The following is a 17943-nucleotide window of genomic DNA, read 5'->3' on the forward strand; positions in this document are numbered from 1 at the left end:
CGCGATACAGGCGCACAGCCCTCGCCCGTAGTTCGTCGGGGTACTTCTTCGGTGCGGCCACGGATAATTCCTCCCCATGATCAGTCGATCATGCTTGAGAAGCTCCGCCAAACCGGGGGGAACTCAGGCCGGCACCCGGTCAGCGGCTCAGCCCGGTCAGCGGGCCTACACCGGGTCAGCGGCCCAGCCCGGTCAGCACGGCGAGGATCGCGGCGGCGTCACCGGAGTCGAGGACCGGGGTCGGGAGCAGCGCCATCGCGGGAACGGTGATGCCCGCGGCCACGTACGCCTCGACCTTGGCCCGGCACTCGGCGGGAGAGCCGTGCACGATCAGGTCGTCGACGACGGAGTCGGGGATCGCCGCCAGCGCCGCCTTGCGATCACCGGACGACCACGCCTGCCACATGGGGGTCAGGACGTCGCCGCGGCCCAGCCAGCGGTGAAACTCGGCGTACGCGGGCACGGTCAGATAGGCGGCGATCATGCGACGGCCCACCCGGCGGGCGTGCTCGGCGTCGTCGGTCGGGCAGACGAAGATCCGGGCGGCCACGTCGAAGCCGGGCTTGTCGGTCTTGACCTCGGCCAGGGCGGTCGTCACGTCGGCCGGGGAGAGCCAGTTGAGGATCACGCCGTCGGCCTCGGCGGCGGCCAGCCGGAGCATGCCCGGGCGCAGCGCGGCCAGCAGGATCTGCGGCGGGACCGCCGGGGGCCGTTCGAGCCGGAACCGGCGTACGGCGAAGGTTTCGAACTGCTGGTCGACGAGCTCGCCGGCGAGCGCCGCCCGCAGGAAGCGCAGCATGTCGCGGCTGCGCTGGAACGGCTGCGTGAATTCGGCCGCGTTCCAGTCGCCGACCACCACCGGGGACGACGCCCCGATCCCGAGCTGGAACCGCCCCGGGGCGGCCTCGGCCAGCGCGGCCGCGGTCATCGCGAGCAGGCCGGGGCCGCGCGTGAAGACGGGCGCGATCGCCGTGCCCAGCCGGAACCGCGGAGCCCAGGCGGCGGCCAGCGTCAGCGGGGTGAACGCGTCCGAGCCGGCCACCTCCGACGTCCACAGGTCGGTGAAGCCGGCATCGCCCAGCGCGGCGAAGGCCTCGGCGTGATCGGAGAGCGGGATCCCGCCCAGGGGAACGGTCATGCCCCATCGCATCGACATGCCCACGATCCTGCCCTGGCGCGACAGTGAGGTCCACCACCGCACGGTGGGAACGATCAATGCCAGGAGTATGTTTTTAAACTGACCAGTCAGTCTAAGTTCTTGGAGGGCCCGGCCATGTCGGTGCTCATCGCGCGCGGGGCGGGCGTTCGCCGTCGCCGTCACCAATGGCTCTTCCGCGACCTCGACGTGGCAGTCTCGCCCGGCGAGACGGTCGCGGTGGTCGGCCCGCCCGGCAGCGGCCGCACGACGATGCTGCTGGCGCTGACCCGCCGCTTTCGTCTGACCGCCGGCCGGGTCGAGATCGACGGCCGGGCCTCGCTGGGCTACGTGCCCGACGTCTCGGCCCCCGAACCTGTCTTCACCGTCACCGAACACATCCGCGAATGCCTGACCCTGCTCGGTCGCCCCTCGGCCGCTTCGGTCCCACTGCACGGCCTCGACCCGCACAAGCAAGGTCAGGACCTTTCCCCGTACGAGAAACAGGTCCTCGGCCTGATCCTCGCCGAGCTCGCCGCCCCGTCCGTAATCGCCCTCGACGGCTTCGACGAGGGCCTGAACGCCCCCGAGCAGGCAGCCCTATGGCAGTTGATCTCGAAGTCCACAGCCCGCGGCGCAGCAGTAATCGTGACCGCCCGCGAAGTAGACGAGACCACCTTCACCACAGTGATCCACCTCCACCCAGATAACGCCCAACCTCACAAATCGCCGGACGGAGAACCGGCGGAGGTCGCCGCAGCACCGTTTGCGGCCAGCCCTCCCGCCCCAACTGTGGACAACCAATCAGCCGCAGCCCCAGCTGTGGACGGCAAACCGGAACCGACGCGGGTTGTGGACGGCGAAGCCGCCGAAACACGGGTTGCGGACGGCGATACGGGGATGGCGCGGCTTGTGGACGGCGAAGTCGCCGGAACGCGGGTTGTGGATGGCGATGCGCGGACGGGGCCGGTTGTGGATGGCGATGTGCGGGTGGCGCGGGTTGTGGACGGCGATGGGTTGATGGGGCTGGCTGTGGATGGCGATGCGCGGACGGGGCCGGTTGTGGATGGCGATGTGCGGGCGGCGCGGGTTGTGGACGGCGATGGGTTGATGGGGCTGGCTGTGGATGGCGATGCGCGGACGGGGCCGGTTGTGGATGGCGATGTGCGGGCGGCGCGGGTTGTGGACGGCGACGGGTTGATGGGGCTGGCTGTGGATGGCGATGCCCGGACGGGGCCGGTTGTGGACGGCGACGAGCGGACGGCACCGGTTGTGGACGCCGGAGTTGCCGTAGCGCGGCCTGTGGACAGTGAAACCGCAACGCCGCCTGTGGAAAGCGCCGTTAGAGCGCGGCCAAATGTGGATAGCGCCGTCAAGTCAACTGCGGTTGTGGATAGCGGCTCCGAGTCGGGTCCGACGGTGGACGGGATCGATGCGGCTCAGCTTGTGGGTGACGGCGCCACGGGTGTGCATGACGAAGTCGGGCTGAGCGCAGGTGTGGATGACGCGGCTGAGTTGGCGCCGGGTGTGGATGCCGGAAGTGAAGTACTGCCGGCTGTGGATGGGCGTCGCGGGGCGGTGCTGGCTGTGGATGACGAGCGCGCTGCAGCGGCTGCAAACGGCGCACGCAAGTCGGCTGCGGGTGTGGAAGACGCGGCTGAACCGGCCCCAGGGGTGGACGGCGAAGTTGAAGCACCGCCGGCTGTGGACGGGCGTCGCGGGGCCGTGCTGGATGTGGATGACGGGCGCGGTGGTGCGGCGGCTGTGGACGGCGAGCGTAGGTCGGCGGTCGGTGTGGATGGCATGGGTGGACCGGTTGGGCCTGTGGACGGCGTGCGCGGGTCGGGTGCAGCTCTAAATGACGTGGGTGGACCGGTTGGGTCTGTGGACGGCGTGCGCGGGTCGGATGCGGCTGTAGATGACGTGGGTGGATCGGTTGGGTCTGTGGACGGCGTGCGCGGGTCGGATGCAGCTGTGGATGACGCGGGCGGACCAGTTCGGCCTGTGGACGGCGGGCGCGGGTCGGCTGTGGGTGTGGATGACGCGGGTGGGCCGGCGGCTGTGGATGGCGGGCGCGGGTTTGTGGGGGCTGTGGATGACGTACGCGATGCGGTTGTGGATGAGGGTGGGGTTGGGCGATGAGGGGGCTGTCCATACTGACGTTGGCCGGGCTTGAGTTGCGGCGGTTCTTGCGGGGGCGGCTGACTCGGGCGGCAGTGGTCACGTTGGCTGTTGTTCCGTTGCTCTACGGGGCGCTCTACCTCTACGCGTTCTGGGATCCCTACGGGCGGCTCAATCACATTCCGGCGGCGCTTGTTCTTGAGGATGCAGCTGTCACCGCTAGTGATGGCACCAAGGTGCATGCGGGCAAGGATCTGGGCGACGAGCTCATCGAGCGGGAGATCTTCGACTGGCATGTGGTGGGGGAGGAGCAAGCCGAGGAAGGGCTGGCTGACGGTAGCTATCAGTTGATGCTTCGGATCCCCAGGGACTTCTCGCGGGATCTTGTCAGCCCGCCCGATCAGGACGAGCAACCGCGGGCGGCGACGCTTACCGCGGTCAGTGATGACGCCACCAACTATCTGAGCGGTGTCTTTGCGCGCAGCGCGTTCGAGGAGGTCAGGGCGGCTGCGGCGGCCAGCGCGTCGGCCGGCTATTTCGACAAGATGTTGATCGGGTTCACCGACCTCAAGCAACAGACTCAGCAGGCCGCGGACGGGGCCGGCAAGCTGCGGGACGGGGCGACCAGCGCCGAGTCGGGGGCCGATCGGCTGGCCGGTGGGCTGGATGATGCCGAGGGCGGTGCGACGCAGCTGAAGAACGGGCTGGGAACGGCGGCCACGAAGACCGGCGACCTGGCGACCGGGCTCGAGCAGCTCAACGCGGGCGCACAGCAGTTGGCGACCGGTACCCGGCAGGCGGCGACCGGGGGACGCCGGCTCGCGAACGCCGTCGACGCCGCCGCGGACAAGGCCGAACCGCTGCTGCGTGACAACGCCCAGCGCATCGAGGACGCAGCCGACCTGGTCGCGCGAGGGGCCGACACCCTGGCCGCGAACATCCGGAGCGTCGACGACGCGGCGCGAAGGGCTGTGGAAGACGCGCAAAACCTCAAGGACTATGTGGACGGCCTTCCCGACGACACCGAGGGCGTGACCGAGGCCCGGGCCCTGGCCGCCCGGCTGGTCGGCGAGGCCAAGCGGGTGCGAAGCAGCCTCGACCTAAACGACCTGCGGGCCGACCTCAGGCAGGTCTCGGCCACGGCGAAGCAGATCGCCGCCGTGGCGCCGCACCTCGCGGATGACGTGCGGGCCGCCCGGAGCAAGGTCGACCAGCTGGCCACGGGGCTGGACCGGCTGGCCACGGGCGCGGGGCAGTTGCAGACCGGCACCGCGCAGGCCGAGCAGGGCGCGAAGACCCTGCAGGGCGGCCTCTATCGGCTGTCCTCCGGCGCGCGCGAGCTCAGTGGTGGGCTGTCCACGCTGGCCGGCGGCGGGCATCGGCTGGCCGACGGGCTGGGCGACCTGCAGGGCGGCGCCCAGCAACTGGCCGACGGGCTGGCCGACGGCGCGGACAAGATCCCGGGTTACGGTGACGATCCGAGCCACCGGGCCGACGTGCTGGCCGACCCGGTCTCGCTCGATCGCAGCGTCCGGCACCCCGCGGCCACGTACGGGGTCGGCTTCGCCCCCTACTTCCTGGCGCTCGCGCTCTGGGTCGGCGCGATGATCACGTTCATGGTGCTGCGTCCGCTCAACCGTCGTTATCTGGTCAGCGAGGCGCCCACGTACCGGGTCGTGCTGGCCGGTCTGCTGCCCGCGGTGGCGATCGGGCTCGTGCAGGCGACGCTGCTGTTTGTCGTGGTGCATTTCGGGCTCGGGCTCGATCCGGTGCACCCGGCGGCCACGTGGGGGCTGCTCGCGCTGACCGCGGCCGTGTTCGCCGCGATCATGCAGCTGCTCGGTGCGGCGTTCGGCGCCCCGGGGCGGATCCTCGCCCTCGCGCTGCTGATGCTGCAGCTCACGTCCTCGGGTGGCACCTATCCGGTGGAAACGTCGCCCGGGTTCTTCCAGGCGATTCACCCGCTGCTGCCGATGACGTACGTCGTGCAGGCCGCGCGGCACCTCATCGACGGCGGCCCGGGGGACACCGTCGTGCGGGGGGTCGCGGTGCTGGTGGCGTACGGGCTGGGGGCCTTGACCTTGACGTTGCTGGCGGCCCGGCGCAAACGGCGGATGACCATGAGCGACCTGCACCCGGCCTTGGCGTTCTGAGAAACAGCTCTGAAACACTATGACGGTGACGACGGACGGGCGGACGCGGCGGCGCGAGGACACCCGGCAGCGGCTCTTCGAGGCGGCCGTGGAGCTGATCGCCGAGCAGGGGTTCTCGGCCACGACGGTGGATGACATCGCGCTGCGGGCCCAGGTCGCCAAGGGCACGGTCTATTACAACTTCAAGTCGAAGACCGACCTGTTCGAGGAGCTGCTGCGGCACGGCATCGGGCTGCTGACCGGCGAGTTCCGGGCCGCGGTGGAGGGGCTGCCCCCGCGCGAGGCGGTGGCCGCCCTGATCCGCAGCCAGCTGGAGTACATCCGGCGGTATCGGGCGTTCGCGCAGCTGCTGCTGTCGGAGATGTGGCGGACCAACCGGGAGTGGCAGCAGACCCTGGTGCTGCTGCGCGAGCAGGCCATCGGCGTGATCGCCGAGACGGTGCAGGCCGGCGTCGACTCGGGTGACCTGCCGGCCGACCTCGACGTCCGGGTGGCGAGCTCGGCGCTGTTCGGCGTCGGGCTGGTGGTGGCCGTCGACTGGCTGGTCTTCACGCCGGAGCGACCCCTCGAACAGGTCGAGGAGTCGCTCCTGGCAATTGTTAGAAGAGTGGGAACTACGACGTAGCGTTCGAGCGCCAGGCCGTGGCCCACGAGGTGCGGCCGTTGGTGCGCAGCAGCGAACCCTCGTAGATCCGCGTGCCGATGGCCAGCAGCACGGCCGCCGTCACCGCCATCAGGCCGAGCGAGACGAGCGGTTCCCACAGCGCCGCCTCGTCCTTGAAGATCCGGGTCGGCATCGCCACCGGCGCCGAGATCGGCACGTACGACAGGATCCGCAGCACCAGCTCGTTCTCGCCGAAGAAGATGACCGCGAAGAACGGCAGCATGACCGCCATCTGTACCGGCTGCGACGAGCTGCTCAGCTCCTCGGGCCGCGACGCCATCGCGCCCACGCCGGCCCACAGCGCGGCCAGCATTACGAAGCCGACCACGAAGAACGCGACGAACCAGCCGATCGTCGGCTCCAGCAGGCGCAGCACTCCGCTGTCGAGCCCGGCCAGCCGCGAGCCGACCAGCGTCACGATCGCGATCAGGCCCACTTGCACGAAGGCCAGCAGCGAGAGCGCGGCCACCTTGCCGGCCAGCAGGGCCCGGGTCGGGACGCTGGCCACCAGGATCTCGACGATCCGGGTCTGCTTCTCCTCGGTCACGCTCTGCGCGATCTGCAGGCCGAACAGGAACGACGTGAAGAAGAAGACGAACGCCAGCGCGAACGGGACGATGTAGGCCAGGAACGGGTCCACGGCGTCGGCGTCCAGGAGGCGTACGGGGGGAGCCGTGCTCAACGCCCGCACCACGTCGTTGGGCGCCTCCGACATGCCGAGCACCTCCGGCCCGGAGACGACCGCGGCGTCCACGTCACCGTCGCGCAGCAGTTTCTCGGCGGCCGCGTCGTCGCCGACCACCCGCACCTCGAGGTCGGCCTGCTGCAGCGCCGTGGCCGTGGCCTGGTCGGCTACCGCGACGGAGGTCGGTCCGCCCGAGAAGAGGCTCGGCAGCACCGTGACGGCGATCGAGAAGAGCAGGAAGAACGCGGTGCTGAAGAGGAACGTCTTGTCGCGCAGCTTGACCTTGATCTCGCGGGCGGCGACCACCTTGGCGGCGGCGTAGGTGCTCATCGGACGACCTCTCGGAAGATCTCGGTCAGGGTCGGGACGACGGGGCCGAAGGATCGCACCGGCCCCCGCTCCAGCGCGGCCAGCAGCACCTTCTGGTCGTCGAAGCCGTCCTGCAGGCGGAAGACGGCCCGCGGCCCGTCAAGGTCGATCAGCGTCACCCCGGGCTGGTCGCGCAGCCAGCCGGCGTCGGTGTCGACCTGCAGCTGATAGCGCGGCTCGGCGTGCTGGGCGCGCAGCGTGGCACGGTCGCCGGCGGCCCGGATCCCGCCGTCCGCGATGATCACGAGGTCGTCGCACAGCCGCTCGACCAGCTCCAGCTGGTGGCTCGAGAACAGCACCGGGGCCCCGGTCGCGGCCCGGTCGCGCAGCACCTCGACCATCGTCTCGACGGCGATCGGGTCGAGGCCCGAGAACGGCTCGTCGAGCACCAGCACCTCGGGGTCGTGCACCAGCGCGGCGGCCACCTGCGCGCGCTGCTGGTTGCCGAGCGACAGCTTCTCCAGCTTCTCGCCGGCCCGTTCGCCCAGCCCGAGGCGTTCCAAGAGCTTCTTCGTACGGTCCTCGGCCGCGCTGCTGCTCAGGCCGTGCAGCCGGCCGAGGTAGACGATCTGGTCGTGCACGGTCATCTTCGGGTAGAGGCCGCGCTCCTCGGGCATGTATCCGAACCGCTGGCGGACCTCGCGGGTCAGCGGCGTGCCGCCCAGGGTCACCTCGCCGGTGTCGGCGGCCAGGACGCCCAGGATGATCCGCATGGTGGTGGTCTTGCCGGCGCCGTTCGCGCCGACGAACCCGGTCAGCTTGCCGCCGCCGACGGCGAACGAGACGTTCTTGAGAACTGCCCGGTCACCGAAGCTGCGGCTGACGGAACTCACGTTCAGCACGGTGGTCATGCCACTCGACGCTAGGCATCGCGGCCCGGAAATACGTCCGGCTCGAGCATGATCATCAAAGTCATCCGCAAGGAGGACTACCCGCCGGGGCGGACGACTCCGAGCTCGTACGCCATCACCACGGCCTGGGTGCGGTCGCGGGCCCCGAGCTTGGTCAGCACCCGGCTCACATGGGTCTTGACCGTGGTCTCGCCCAGGTGCAGGGAGGCCGCGATCTCGGCGTTGGTGGCGCCCCCGGCCAGCTCGACCAGCACCTCGTGCTCGCGCGGGGTCAGCTCGTCGAGGCGGGCGGCCGGCTCGGCCCGCGGCGCTCCCGGCCGGGCGAACGCCGAGATGACGCGGCGGGTGATCTCGGGGGCCAGCAGGGCGTCGCCCCGCGCGATCACCCGTACGGCCTCGACCAGCGTCTCCGGCGAGCTGTTCTTGAGCAGGAACCCGCTCGCGCCCGCCTCGAGCGCCGCGAACAGGTAGTCGTCGCGGTCGAACGTGGTCAGGATCAGCACGCTCGGCCCGCCCCCGGTGGCGACGATGCGGCGGGTCGCCTCCAGGCCGTCCAGCACCGGCATCTCGACGTCCATCAGCACGACGTCGGGCGCGTGCCGGGCGGACGCCTCGACCGCCTGGGCGCCGTCCTCGGCCTCGCCGACCACCTCGATGTCGTCCTCCATGCCGAGGATCACGCGGAAGCCCGTACGCACGAGCCGGTGGTCGTCCGCGAGGAGGACCCGGATCATGACGCCACCTTCTCTTGGCTCTCGCGGGGGGCCGGGATCGCCAGCGGGAGTCGCGATCGCACCCGGAAGCCGCCGGTGTCGCCCGTACGGTTGGCCGCCTCGACGGTGCCGCCGAGCAGCGCCGCCCGTTCCCGCATGCCGACCAGCCCCATGCCGCCGGTCGTGCGGGTCGCGCCCCGCCCGTCGTCGGCCACGTCGATCTCCAGCTCCCGGGTCAGATAGCGGATCCGGACGTCGATCGTGGACGCCCCGGCGTGCTTGAGCGCGTTGGTCACTGCCTCCTGCACGATCCGGTATGCGGTCTGCGACGTCGACGCGGGCAGGTCGGTGGCCGTCCCGTAGACCGCGAAGTGCGGCGTCAGCCCGGCGTCGCTGACCCGGTCGAGCAGCTCCTCGACGCGCTCGACCCCGGGGCTGGGCGCGGTCACCGGCTCGTCGGCCGTGCGCAGCGCGCCCAGCATGCGCTGGAGCTCGTCCACCGCCGTACGGGCGCTTTCTTCGACGGCGGTGAGCGAGTCACGCGCGGTGTCGGCGTGGCGATCCATCGCCCGGCGCGCGGCGGCGGCCTGGATGCCCATGACCGACACGTGGTGGGCCACGACGTCGTGCAGCTCGCGGGCGATGCGCAGGCGCTCGGAGACGACCGCCTGGGCCTCGGCCGCGACCTTGGCCTGGCGCAGCTCCTCGGCCTGGTCGACCAGCACGGCCTCGCGGCGGGCGGCCAGCCAGGCGATCTCGCCGAAGAAGTAGGAGAAGCCGAACACCACGACGTTCATCAGCACCTGGCTGACCAGGGCCGAGAGCAGCGGGGGCAGCTCGCCCGTGCCGTCGGGGAAGGCGTCCTCGCCGATGCCGTCGTACGAGATGAGCCAGGTGATGGCGAGCCAGCCGAACATCGCGCCGATGACGCCGACGCGCAGCCAGCGTGAGCGCGTGTGATCCGGGGACCATGCGCCCGCGGCATAGATCGCGGCGAAGATCGCGCCCGAGGCGAACTGGATCTCCTGCGCCTCGCGGACCTGGCCGGCGATGAACACCACGGCCGTGACGATCATGAGGACGTCCGGGTGGCTGCGCCGCCAGACGAGCGGGAACGTGACCGCGAAGGCGAAGGCGAGATGCTCGAAGGCGCTGCGTTCGACACCCCACACGATCTGGCCCACGCTGCGGGCGAGCATCACGTAGAGCAGGGCGGCGGCCACCACGACGAGCCCGATGACGAGGTCGATGCGGCGCTGGCGCGGGGTCGGCCCCGGTCGCCGCCAGTCGTCGAGGCTGGTCATGGCACTGAGCCTGCCACACGGGCCCAGCCTCGACGGATGGCGAGTTCGCGGATGTCAGCTTGCGCTGTAGTACTGCGTCTTCGCGATGTCCGGGTGGGTTTGCGTAGGGATGTCGGCGTCGTCGTCGGGAGTCAGCGTGCCGCCGAGTTCGAGGATCTGGCGGTGGGCCGCGGCCAGGCGGTCCTCGAGCGTGACGATGCGGCAGGCCGCGGTGAGGAGGTAGCCCTCGTCGAGGAGCTGGCGCACTCGCTGGGCCAGCTGCAACTGGTGACGGGAGTAGCGACGGTGGCCGCCGTGGGAGCGTTCGGGCTCGATCAGGCCCGCGGCGCCCAGGCTGCGGAGGAAAGCGGGGGTCACGCCGATCATGTCGGCGGCGCGGCCCATCGTGTACGCCGGGAAGTCGGCGTCGTCGAAGGTCGTGCTCATCGTGCCCTTCCGGGGGGTCTTGCGGCTTGTGCCGGGATCTCCGAACACAATCCAAGGCCCCGGCGGGTAACCGGGGCCCTGGCTTTTCAATTCTGGTGCCGGCCGTCGCCGGCGCATTCGGCAGTCCGCCTGCGTGCCGCTAGCGGACCACCTGAGTGATGGGCATCGGCTGCGATCACCTCTTGTCGGGTCGGGGACGTTGCGATTGCGCGTTGCTGCGGTATCTCGTCCTCCTTAGCCAACTCAGGGTCTGCGATTGCGTGCCGGCTGTGCGTGGCCGACTCCAGAAACTGTATTCCGATCACGGCCGGATTTCTAGTACCGGAGCTACAGATTTTTTGGACAAATCGTCGGAGTGATCCATGTTGCCGCAGGTCAATCAGGGGGAGTGGGGCGGCGGCGCGGGACGGGCGCACGGCGTGGCGATGCCACGTGAGAGAGAGGTGACCGCGTCCCGCGCCGCCGCGGGCAGGGGCGCCAGTGGGGCTGCCCCGGGTGTTCGCGAAGCCTGCCGAGGGCTCGCGCGCCGTGATGATCGGCGTCAGAACACCGGCCGGGATCGAGTCGTTCGATGCCCTGTCATGGCTACGAGTGTGCCGGGCCGGATCGGGGCACGGCAACGCATTTAACTCTGCGCATTGACGGCGGTAACACAGCGGGTAGATCATCACGGCACGCCGTGGCCTCGGTCACAGCAACCCTTCGGTAAGGGAGCCGCACATGAGCGTCAACCCCGCACCCAGCACCGACGAAGAACGCCTTGCCCAACTCGGCTACCAGCAGGAACTGCATCGCCGACTGTCCGGCTTCTCGAACTTCGCGGTCTCCTTCTCGATCATCTCCATTCTGGCCGGTGCGATCACCTCGTACGGCATCGCCATGGCGGCCGGCGGCCCGATCGCCATCACCCTGGGCTGGCTGTTCGTCGGCATCATGGTGACCTTCGTGGCCCTGGCCATGGCCGAGGTCTGCTCGGCCTATCCGACCGCCGGCGCGCTCTACTGGTGGGCGGCGGCGCTGGCCAAACGCAACAAGGCCGCCTGGGCCTGGTTCGTCGGCTGGTTCAACTTCCTGGGCGAGGTCGCCGTCACCGCCGCCATCGACTTCGGCGCGGCCATCACGACGTCGGCGTTCCTCAGCCTGACCTTCGACATGGAGGTCACGACCGGGCGGACGTTCCTGATCTTCCTGGTCATCATCGTCGTGCACGGCCTGCTCAACACGTTCGGCGTCAACCTGGTGCGGGTCCTCTCGGACGTCAGCGCCTGGTGGCACCTGGTCGGCGTGGCGGTCATCGTGGGCGTGCTGGCGATCGTGCCGGACACCCACAAGCCCATCTCCGAGGTGTTCACCGAGGTGCACAACGCCACCGGCTTCACGTTCGCCGGGGCCGGCGTGTACGCGGTGCTGATCGGCCTGCTGATGGCGCAGTACACGTACACCGGCTACGACGCCTCGGCCCACGTGGCGGAGGAGACGCACGACGCCGCCCGGGCCGCCCCGCGCGGGATCGTGATGTCGGTGGTCGTCTCGGTGATCGCCGGCTTCGTGCTGCTGTTCGCGATCACCTGGTCGATCCAGGACTACGAGGCGCAGCGGACCACCGACCTGGGCCTGCCGCCCGCGCAGATCTTCATCGACGCCGCCGGGCACAACACGGGCACGTTCCTGCTCTTCATCTGCATGGTCGCGCAGTGGTTCTGCGGCATGGCCTCGGTGACCGCGAACTCGCGGATGTCGTACGCCTTCGCCCGCGACGGCGCGCTGCCCGGCTCGCGGCTGTGGAAGCAGGTCAATCCCCGTACGGGCACGCCGACCAACTCGATCTGGCTCTGCGTGACCCTGTCCACGCTGCTGGTGCTGCCGTCGCTGTGGAACACGACGGCCTACCTGGCGGCCACCTCGGTCGCCGTCATCGGCCTCTACATCGCGTACGTCATGCCGGTCTTCCTGCGTCGCGTGAACCCGGAGTTCGAGCGGGGCCCGTGGCACCTGGGCAAGTGGAGCGCGGCCGTGGGCTGGATCGCGATCGTCTGGGTCGTGATCATCTGCGTGCTGTTCGTGCTGCCGACGGCCAGCCCGATCACCGCGGCCAACTTCAACTACACGATCGTCGCCGTCGCGGTGGTGCTGGCGTTCGCCACGATCTGGTGGTTCGCGGGCGCCCGCAAGTGGTTCACCGGGCCGAAGCAGAACCTGATCGAGAAGGCCCACCACGGCGAACAGACGATGCCGACCGAGAACTGATCAAGAATGGGGCCGGGCGTTCTTTTCAGCGCCCGGCCCCTGAGGCAACGAGGAGACCGACCGCATGGATCTCGAGGAACTGGACGTCTCCGTCGACAACGGCAGCATCGACACCGTGCTGCTGGCGCTGACCGACATGCAGGGCCGGCTGCAGGGCAAGCGCCTGCACGGCCGCTACTTCATGGACGAGGTGGTCAGCGGGGGCAGCGAGGGGTGCAACTATCTGCTCGCGGTGGACGTCGACATGAACACCGTCGACGGGTACGAGTCGTCGTCGTGGGCCAGTGGGTACGGCGATTTCGTCATGAAACCCGACTTCACGACGCTGCGGCCGGTGCCCTGGCAGCCGGGGACGGCGATGGTGCTGGCCGACCTCGAGACCACGAGCGGCGAACCCGTGTACGCCTCGCCCCGGCAGATCCTCAAGCGCCAGCTCGACCGGCTGGCCGAGCACGGTCTCACCGCGTACGCGGGAACCGAACTTGAATTTGTGCTCTATCGGGACACCTATGAGCAGGCCTTCGACAAGGGCTATCGCGACCTGATCCCGGCGAACCAGTACAACGTGGACTACTCGCTGCTGGGGACCGCGCGGGTCGAGCCGCTGCTGCGCCGGATCCGCAACGACATGTACGGCGCGGGGCTGGTGCCGGAGAGCGCCAAGGGCGAGTGCAACTTCGGGCAGCACGAGATCGCCTTCCGCTACGCCGACGCGCTGACCGCCGCCGACCACCACGTGATCTACAAGAACGGGGCCAAGGAGATCGCCGCCCAGGAGGGCATGGCGCTGACCTTCATGGCCAAGCCCAACGAGCGGGAGGGCAACTCCTGCCACATCCACTTCTCGCTGCGCGGGCGCGACGGCAAGTCGGCGATGCTGGGCGACGGCCCGGCCCACTTGAGCGAGACCGGGCAGCGGGTGCTGGCCGGGCTGCTGGCCACGATGCGCGAGTTCAGCCTGCTGTTCGCGCCCAACATCAACTCGTACAAGCGCTACCAGGCCGGCTCGTTCGCGCCGACCGCGCTGCGCTGGGGCGTCGACAACCGTACGTGTGCGTTGCGGATCGCCGGCCACGGTCCGGGCATGCGCGTCGAAAATAGGGTGCCGGGCGGCGACGTGAACCCCTATCTGGCGATCGCCGCCCTGGTCGCGGGCGCGCTGCACGGCCTGGAGAACGGGCTCGAGCTGGAGCCGGAGACGCCGGGCAACGCGTACGACGACGCGACCGCCGACCGGGTGCCGACCACCCTGCGTGAGGCCCAGCAGCTGTGGCTGGGCAGCGACGTGGCGCGGGCGGCGTTCGGGGCCGACGTGGTCGGGCACTACGCGAACATGGCCCAGGTCGAGCTGACGGCGTTCGACGCGGCGGTTACCGACTGGGAGCTGCGCCGCGGCTTCGAGCGAATGTGACACCGTCCGCTACCCCACCGCCGCCCTAAACCGGACTGAAGGCGAGACTTCGCTAGTGACAGATGTGATCAACCCCGCGACGGGCGAGGTCTTCACGACCGTGCCGTCGCTGGATCTGGCGGCGACCGACGCCGCCATCGAAACCGCGCAGCGGGCGTTCCCGGCCTGGCGGGCCGTGGCGCCGGGCGACCGGGCCCGGCTGCTGCGCCGCTTCGCCGCCGTGGTCGACCAGCATCTCGAGGAGCTGGCCGAGCTGGAGGTGCGCAACGCCGGGCACACCATCGGCAACGCCCGCTGGGAGGCGGGCAACGTCCGCGACGTGCTCGACTACTACGCCGGGGCGCCCGAGCGGCTCAGCGGCCGGCAGATCCCGGTGGCCGGCGGTCTCGACGTGACGTTCCACGAGCCGCTGGGCGTGGTCGGCATCATCGTGCCGTGGAACTTCCCGATGCCGATCGCGGGCTGGGGGTTCGCCCCGGCGCTGGCGGCCGGCAACACCGTCGTGCTCAAGCCGGCCGAGCTCACTCCGCTTACCGCGATCCGGCTCGGCGAGCTGGCGCTTGCGGCCGAGCTGCCGGAGGGCGTGTTCACGATCGTCCCCGGCAAGGGCTCGGTCGTCGGGCAGCGGTTCGTGACCCATCCGGCCGTCCGCAAGGTCTGCTTCACCGGCTCGACCGAGGTCGGCAAGTCGATCATGGCGGGCGCGGCCGACCAGGTGAAGCGGGTGACGCTGGAGCTGGGCGGCAAGAGCGCCAACATCGTCTTCGCCGACGCCGACCTCGAGCGGGCGGCCGCCTCGGCGCCGGGCTCGGTCTTCGACAACGCCGGTCAGGACTGCTGCGCCCGCTCGCGGCTGCTGGTGCAGGAGTCCGTCTACGACAAGTTCCTGGCCCTGCTCGAGCCCGCGGTCCGGGCGTTCCGGGTGACCGATCCGGCGCAGGCCGACGCCGAGATGGGCCCGCTGATCTCGGCGGCGCACAAAAAGACCGTGACCTCGTACGTGGAAGGGTCCGACGTCGCCTTCCGGGGAAGCGCGCCGGAGAGCGGCGGCTGGTGGTTCCCGCCGACCGTGCTGCTGGCCCACTCGACCGAGGACCGGCACTGGCGCGAGGAGGTCTTCGGGCCGGTGCTCTCGGTGCTGCCGTTCAAGGACGAGGAAGACGCCGTACGCCTGGCCAACGACACCGAATACGGGCTGTCGGGCTCGCTCTGGACCCGCGACCTGGGCCGGGCGCTGCGGGTCTCGCGGGCCGTGGAGACCGGCGCGCTGAGCGTCAACAGTCATTCGTCGGTGCGCTACTGGACCCCGTTCGGCGGGATGAAACAGTCCGGACTCGGCCGTGAGCTGGGCCCGGATGCGCTTTTGTCCTTCACGGACGTCAAGAACGTGTTCCTGGCGATGGGAGATTAAGTGGAGCGTTTGCAGGATCGGGTCGCCGTCATCACCGGCGCCGGCAGCGGGATCGGCCTGGCCACGGCGCGGCGGTTCGCCGCCGAGGGGGCGAAAGTCGTCGCCGTGGACATCTCGGAAGAAGCGGGCAGTGCGGTCGCGAAGGAGACCGGCGGCGAGTTCGTCGCCTGCGACGTGTCCGACGAGGAGCAGGTCAAGGCCCTGTTCGAGGGGGTCGCCGAGCGCCACGGCCGGGTCGACATCGCCTTCAACAACGCCGGCATCTCGCCGCCGGACGACGATTCGATCCTGGTCACCGGCATCGAGGCCTGGGAACGGGTCCTCAAGGTCAACACGACGAGCGTGTTCTTCTGCTGCAAGTACGCCATCCCGCACATGCAGCGGCAGGGCAAGGGCTCGATCATCAACACCGCGTCGTTCGTGGCGCTGCTCGGCGCCGCGACCTCGCAGATCGCCTACACCGCGAGCAAGGGCGGGGTACTGGCGATGACCCGCGAGCTGGGTGTGCAGTTCGCCCGCGAGGGCATCCGGATCAACGCGCTCTGCCCCGGCCCGGTCGCCACCCCGCTGCTCATGGAGCTGTTCGCCAAGGATCCCGAGCGGGCCGCCCGACGCCTGGTGCACGTGCCGATGGGCCGGTTCGCCGAGCCGGCCGAGATCGCGGCCGCGGTGGCCTTCCTGGCCAGCGACGACGCCTCCTTCATGACCGCCTCGCAGTTCGTGGTCGACGGCGGAATCACGGGAGCCTATGTAACTCCGCTTTGAGTGTTTAACAGTCCGTTTTCACGGGCATCGGCCCTGTACACCCTTTTCGCAGGGTGCAGGGGTCGAATCCCCGCCCACGCTGGTCGATCCCGGTGCGGGTGGGACAGAGGGACCCGGGCGCGGCGCCGCCTCCGATGACGGGGGCGACGCCGCGCACCCCTATCACCCGATCAGTGGTTGCCGGGAAACATGATCTGGTTACGGTGGGGTGATGCGTCCGATCATCGGCATCACGACCTATGTGGATCAGGCCACCTGGGGCGTCTGGCGGGACCTGCCGACCACTTTCGTGCCGCACGACTACGTCGAGGCGGTCACCCAGGCGGGTGGCCGGCCGGTGCTGATCCCGCCCCACGAGGACGTCGACGTGCTGCGCGTGCTCGACGGCCTGGTGCTGGCAGGCGGGCCCGACGTGAGCCCCGAGCTCTACGGCGCCGAGCCCGAGCCGCTGACCGTGACCCGCCCCGATCGGGACAGGGCGGAAATTTTGCTCGTCCGCCGGGCGTTGGACATGGATGTGCCCGTGCTCGGCGTGTGCCGGGGCATGCAGCTTCTGGTGGTCGCCGCCGGGGGCACCCTGCATCAGCATTTGCCCGACGTGCTGGGCCACGAGCGGCACCGCCCGGCCCCCGCGGTCTACGGCGAGCACGACGCGTCGTTCGTCCCCGGCAGCCGGATCGCCGGCCTGATGGGCGACGACCTCGCAATCCGGTGTTTCCACCACCAAGGGGTGGCCGATGCCGGAAAACTCACAGTCACCGGACGCGCCGAGGACGGCCTTCCCGAGGCCGTCGAGGATCCGGGACACAAGTTCGTCCTCGGGGTGCAGTGGCACCCCGAGGTGGTACGCGACGAGCGGCTCTTCGGGGCGCTCGTCGCGGCGGCAGCCAAGTAGGGACGAAGCAACAAGGAGGAAAGCACCGCATGCGCAGGCCCCTGATCGGCATGACCTCGTACGCAGAGCAAGTGCAGTACAACGGCAACGACGTCATGGCGGGCATGCTCCCGATGACGTACGTGCGGGCCGTGCACGCGGTGGGCGGGCGAGCCGTGCTGATCACCCCGGACGACCCCGGCGAGGACGTGATCGAGTCGCTCGACGGCATCGTCTTCTGCGGCGGCAACGACATCGACCCGGCGTACTGGGGGGCCGAGCGGCACCCGACCACCGAGGTCGACAAGGAGCGCGACGAGTCCGAGATCCGCCTGATGCGGGCCGCGCTCGCCGCCGACCTGCCGCTGCTGGGTGTCTGCCGCGGCCTGCAGGTGATGGCGGTCGTCGGCGGCGGCACGCTGCACCAGCACCTGCCCGACGTGATCGGCCACGACCGGCACCGGGCCGCCAAGGGCACCGACCCGCTGGCCGCGGGCGCCTCGGCGTACGGGCGGCACGACGTGATCATCGAGCACGACTCGATCGCGCACCGGATCCTGGGCGCCCACGCGACGGTGAACTCGTTCCACCACCAGGCCGTCGACGACCCGGGCTCGTTCACCGCGACCGGCTGGTGCCCCGACGACCGGGTCATCGAGATCATCGAGGATCCGGCCTACTCGTTCGCGCTGGGAGTGCAGTGGCATCCCGAGCGCACCGCCGACCTCCGGGTGTTCGCCGCCCTGATCGAGGCGGCCGCCCGGCGCTCCGGACTGCAGCCGGAAGCCTTCGCCGCATAGTCACCGGGCGAGCC

Annotated in this window: 15 protein-coding genes; 9 read left to right on the forward strand and 6 right to left on the reverse strand. The window is 70.1% G+C overall.

Translation table 11 applies throughout. From position 1 onward, the window contains the following. Positions 1-175 precede the first annotated feature (175 nt). Positions 176-1156 (reverse strand): LLM class F420-dependent oxidoreductase, encoded by a 981-nt coding sequence (locus JKJ07_RS04560; RefSeq protein ID WP_236028418.1) that lies wholly within the window; start codon positions 1154-1156, stop codon positions 176-178. 117 nt (positions 1157-1273) lie between these two features. Here JKJ07_RS04560 and JKJ07_RS04565 point away from each other — a divergent pair, with 117 nt between their 5' ends. The 3 genes from JKJ07_RS04565 to JKJ07_RS04575 are packed head-to-tail and all read left to right on the forward strand — an operon-like array spanning position 1274 to position 6034. Beyond that, on the forward strand, positions 1274-3277 hold the full coding sequence (locus tag JKJ07_RS04565; RefSeq protein ID WP_202989980.1) for an ABC transporter ATP-binding protein: 2004 nt from the start codon (positions 1274-1276) through the stop codon (positions 3275-3277). Further along, positions 3274-5409 carry a YhgE/Pip domain-containing protein gene (locus JKJ07_RS04570; protein ID WP_202989981.1) on the forward strand — a complete coding sequence of 712 codons (2136 nt, stop codon included), beginning with the start codon at positions 3274-3276 and terminating at the stop codon, positions 5407-5409. The genes JKJ07_RS04565 and JKJ07_RS04570 overlap by 4 nt, the downstream gene beginning before the upstream one ends. Positions 5410-5428: 19 nt before the next feature. Beyond that, complete coding sequence (locus JKJ07_RS04575) at positions 5429-6034, forward strand: TetR/AcrR family transcriptional regulator (RefSeq protein WP_202989982.1); 606 nt, start codon at positions 5429-5431, stop codon at positions 6032-6034. Here JKJ07_RS04575 and JKJ07_RS04580 read toward each other — a convergent pair. The 5 genes from JKJ07_RS04580 to JKJ07_RS04600 all read right to left on the reverse strand — a co-directional run bounded on the left by JKJ07_RS04580 (position 6024) and on the right by JKJ07_RS04600 (position 10421). Then, positions 6024-7088 carry an ABC transporter permease gene (locus JKJ07_RS04580; RefSeq protein WP_202989983.1) on the reverse strand — a complete coding sequence of 355 codons (1065 nt, stop codon included), beginning with the start codon at positions 7086-7088 and terminating at the stop codon, positions 6024-6026. The two genes, JKJ07_RS04575 and JKJ07_RS04580, sit on opposite strands and share 11 nt — an antisense overlap. Next, entirely contained in the window at positions 7085-7978 is an 894-nt protein-coding gene (locus JKJ07_RS04585; RefSeq protein WP_202989984.1) for an ABC transporter ATP-binding protein, read from the reverse strand. Before JKJ07_RS04585 ends, JKJ07_RS04580 begins: the two co-directional genes overlap by 4 nt. A 77-nt stretch (positions 7979-8055) precedes the next feature. Further along, positions 8056-8712, reverse strand: coding sequence for a response regulator (locus tag JKJ07_RS04590; RefSeq protein WP_202989985.1), 657 nt, complete (start codon positions 8710-8712; stop codon positions 8056-8058). Further along, a complete protein-coding gene (locus JKJ07_RS04595; protein ID WP_202989986.1) occupies positions 8709-9995 on the reverse strand; it encodes a sensor histidine kinase in 1287 nt (428 codons plus the stop codon). The genes JKJ07_RS04590 and JKJ07_RS04595 overlap by 4 nt, the downstream gene beginning before the upstream one ends. Before the next feature lie 54 nt (positions 9996-10049). Next, a complete protein-coding gene (locus JKJ07_RS04600; protein WP_202989987.1) occupies positions 10050-10421 on the reverse strand; it encodes a helix-turn-helix domain-containing protein in 372 nt (123 codons plus the stop codon). A 720-nt stretch (positions 10422-11141) separates the two neighbouring features. On the opposite strand from JKJ07_RS04600, the gene JKJ07_RS04605 reads away from it, so the two are divergent. From JKJ07_RS04605 to JKJ07_RS04630, 6 genes are all read left to right on the forward strand, one after another. Further along, complete coding sequence (locus tag JKJ07_RS04605) at positions 11142-12668, forward strand: amino acid permease (RefSeq protein ID WP_202989988.1); 1527 nt, start codon at positions 11142-11144, stop codon at positions 12666-12668. 64 nt (positions 12669-12732) lie between these two features. Then, entirely contained in the window at positions 12733-14079 is a 1347-nt protein-coding gene (locus JKJ07_RS04610; protein WP_202989989.1) for a glutamine synthetase family protein, read from the forward strand. Positions 14080-14134: 55 nt separating this feature from the next. Continuing rightward, positions 14135-15490: an aldehyde dehydrogenase family protein gene (locus JKJ07_RS04615; protein WP_202989990.1), complete on the forward strand. Its 1356-nt coding sequence runs from the start codon at positions 14135-14137 to the stop codon at positions 15488-15490. After that, positions 15491-16255, forward strand: a complete 765-nt coding sequence (locus tag JKJ07_RS04620; RefSeq protein ID WP_202989991.1) for a 3-oxoacyl-ACP reductase — start codon at positions 15491-15493, stop codon at positions 16253-16255. A gap of 211 nt (positions 16256-16466) precedes the next feature. Beyond that, entirely contained in the window at positions 16467-17150 is a 684-nt protein-coding gene (locus tag JKJ07_RS04625) for a gamma-glutamyl-gamma-aminobutyrate hydrolase family protein (RefSeq protein WP_202989992.1), read from the forward strand. Between the two features lie 29 nt (positions 17151-17179). After that, complete coding sequence (locus tag JKJ07_RS04630; protein WP_202989993.1) at positions 17180-17929, forward strand: gamma-glutamyl-gamma-aminobutyrate hydrolase family protein; 750 nt, start codon at positions 17180-17182, stop codon at positions 17927-17929. Positions 17930-17943: the final 14 nt, after the last annotated feature.

Source organism: Paractinoplanes lichenicola (genome assembly GCF_016785085.1).
In the GTDB taxonomy this organism is placed as follows: domain Bacteria; phylum Actinomycetota; class Actinomycetes; order Mycobacteriales; family Micromonosporaceae; genus Actinoplanes; species Actinoplanes lichenicola.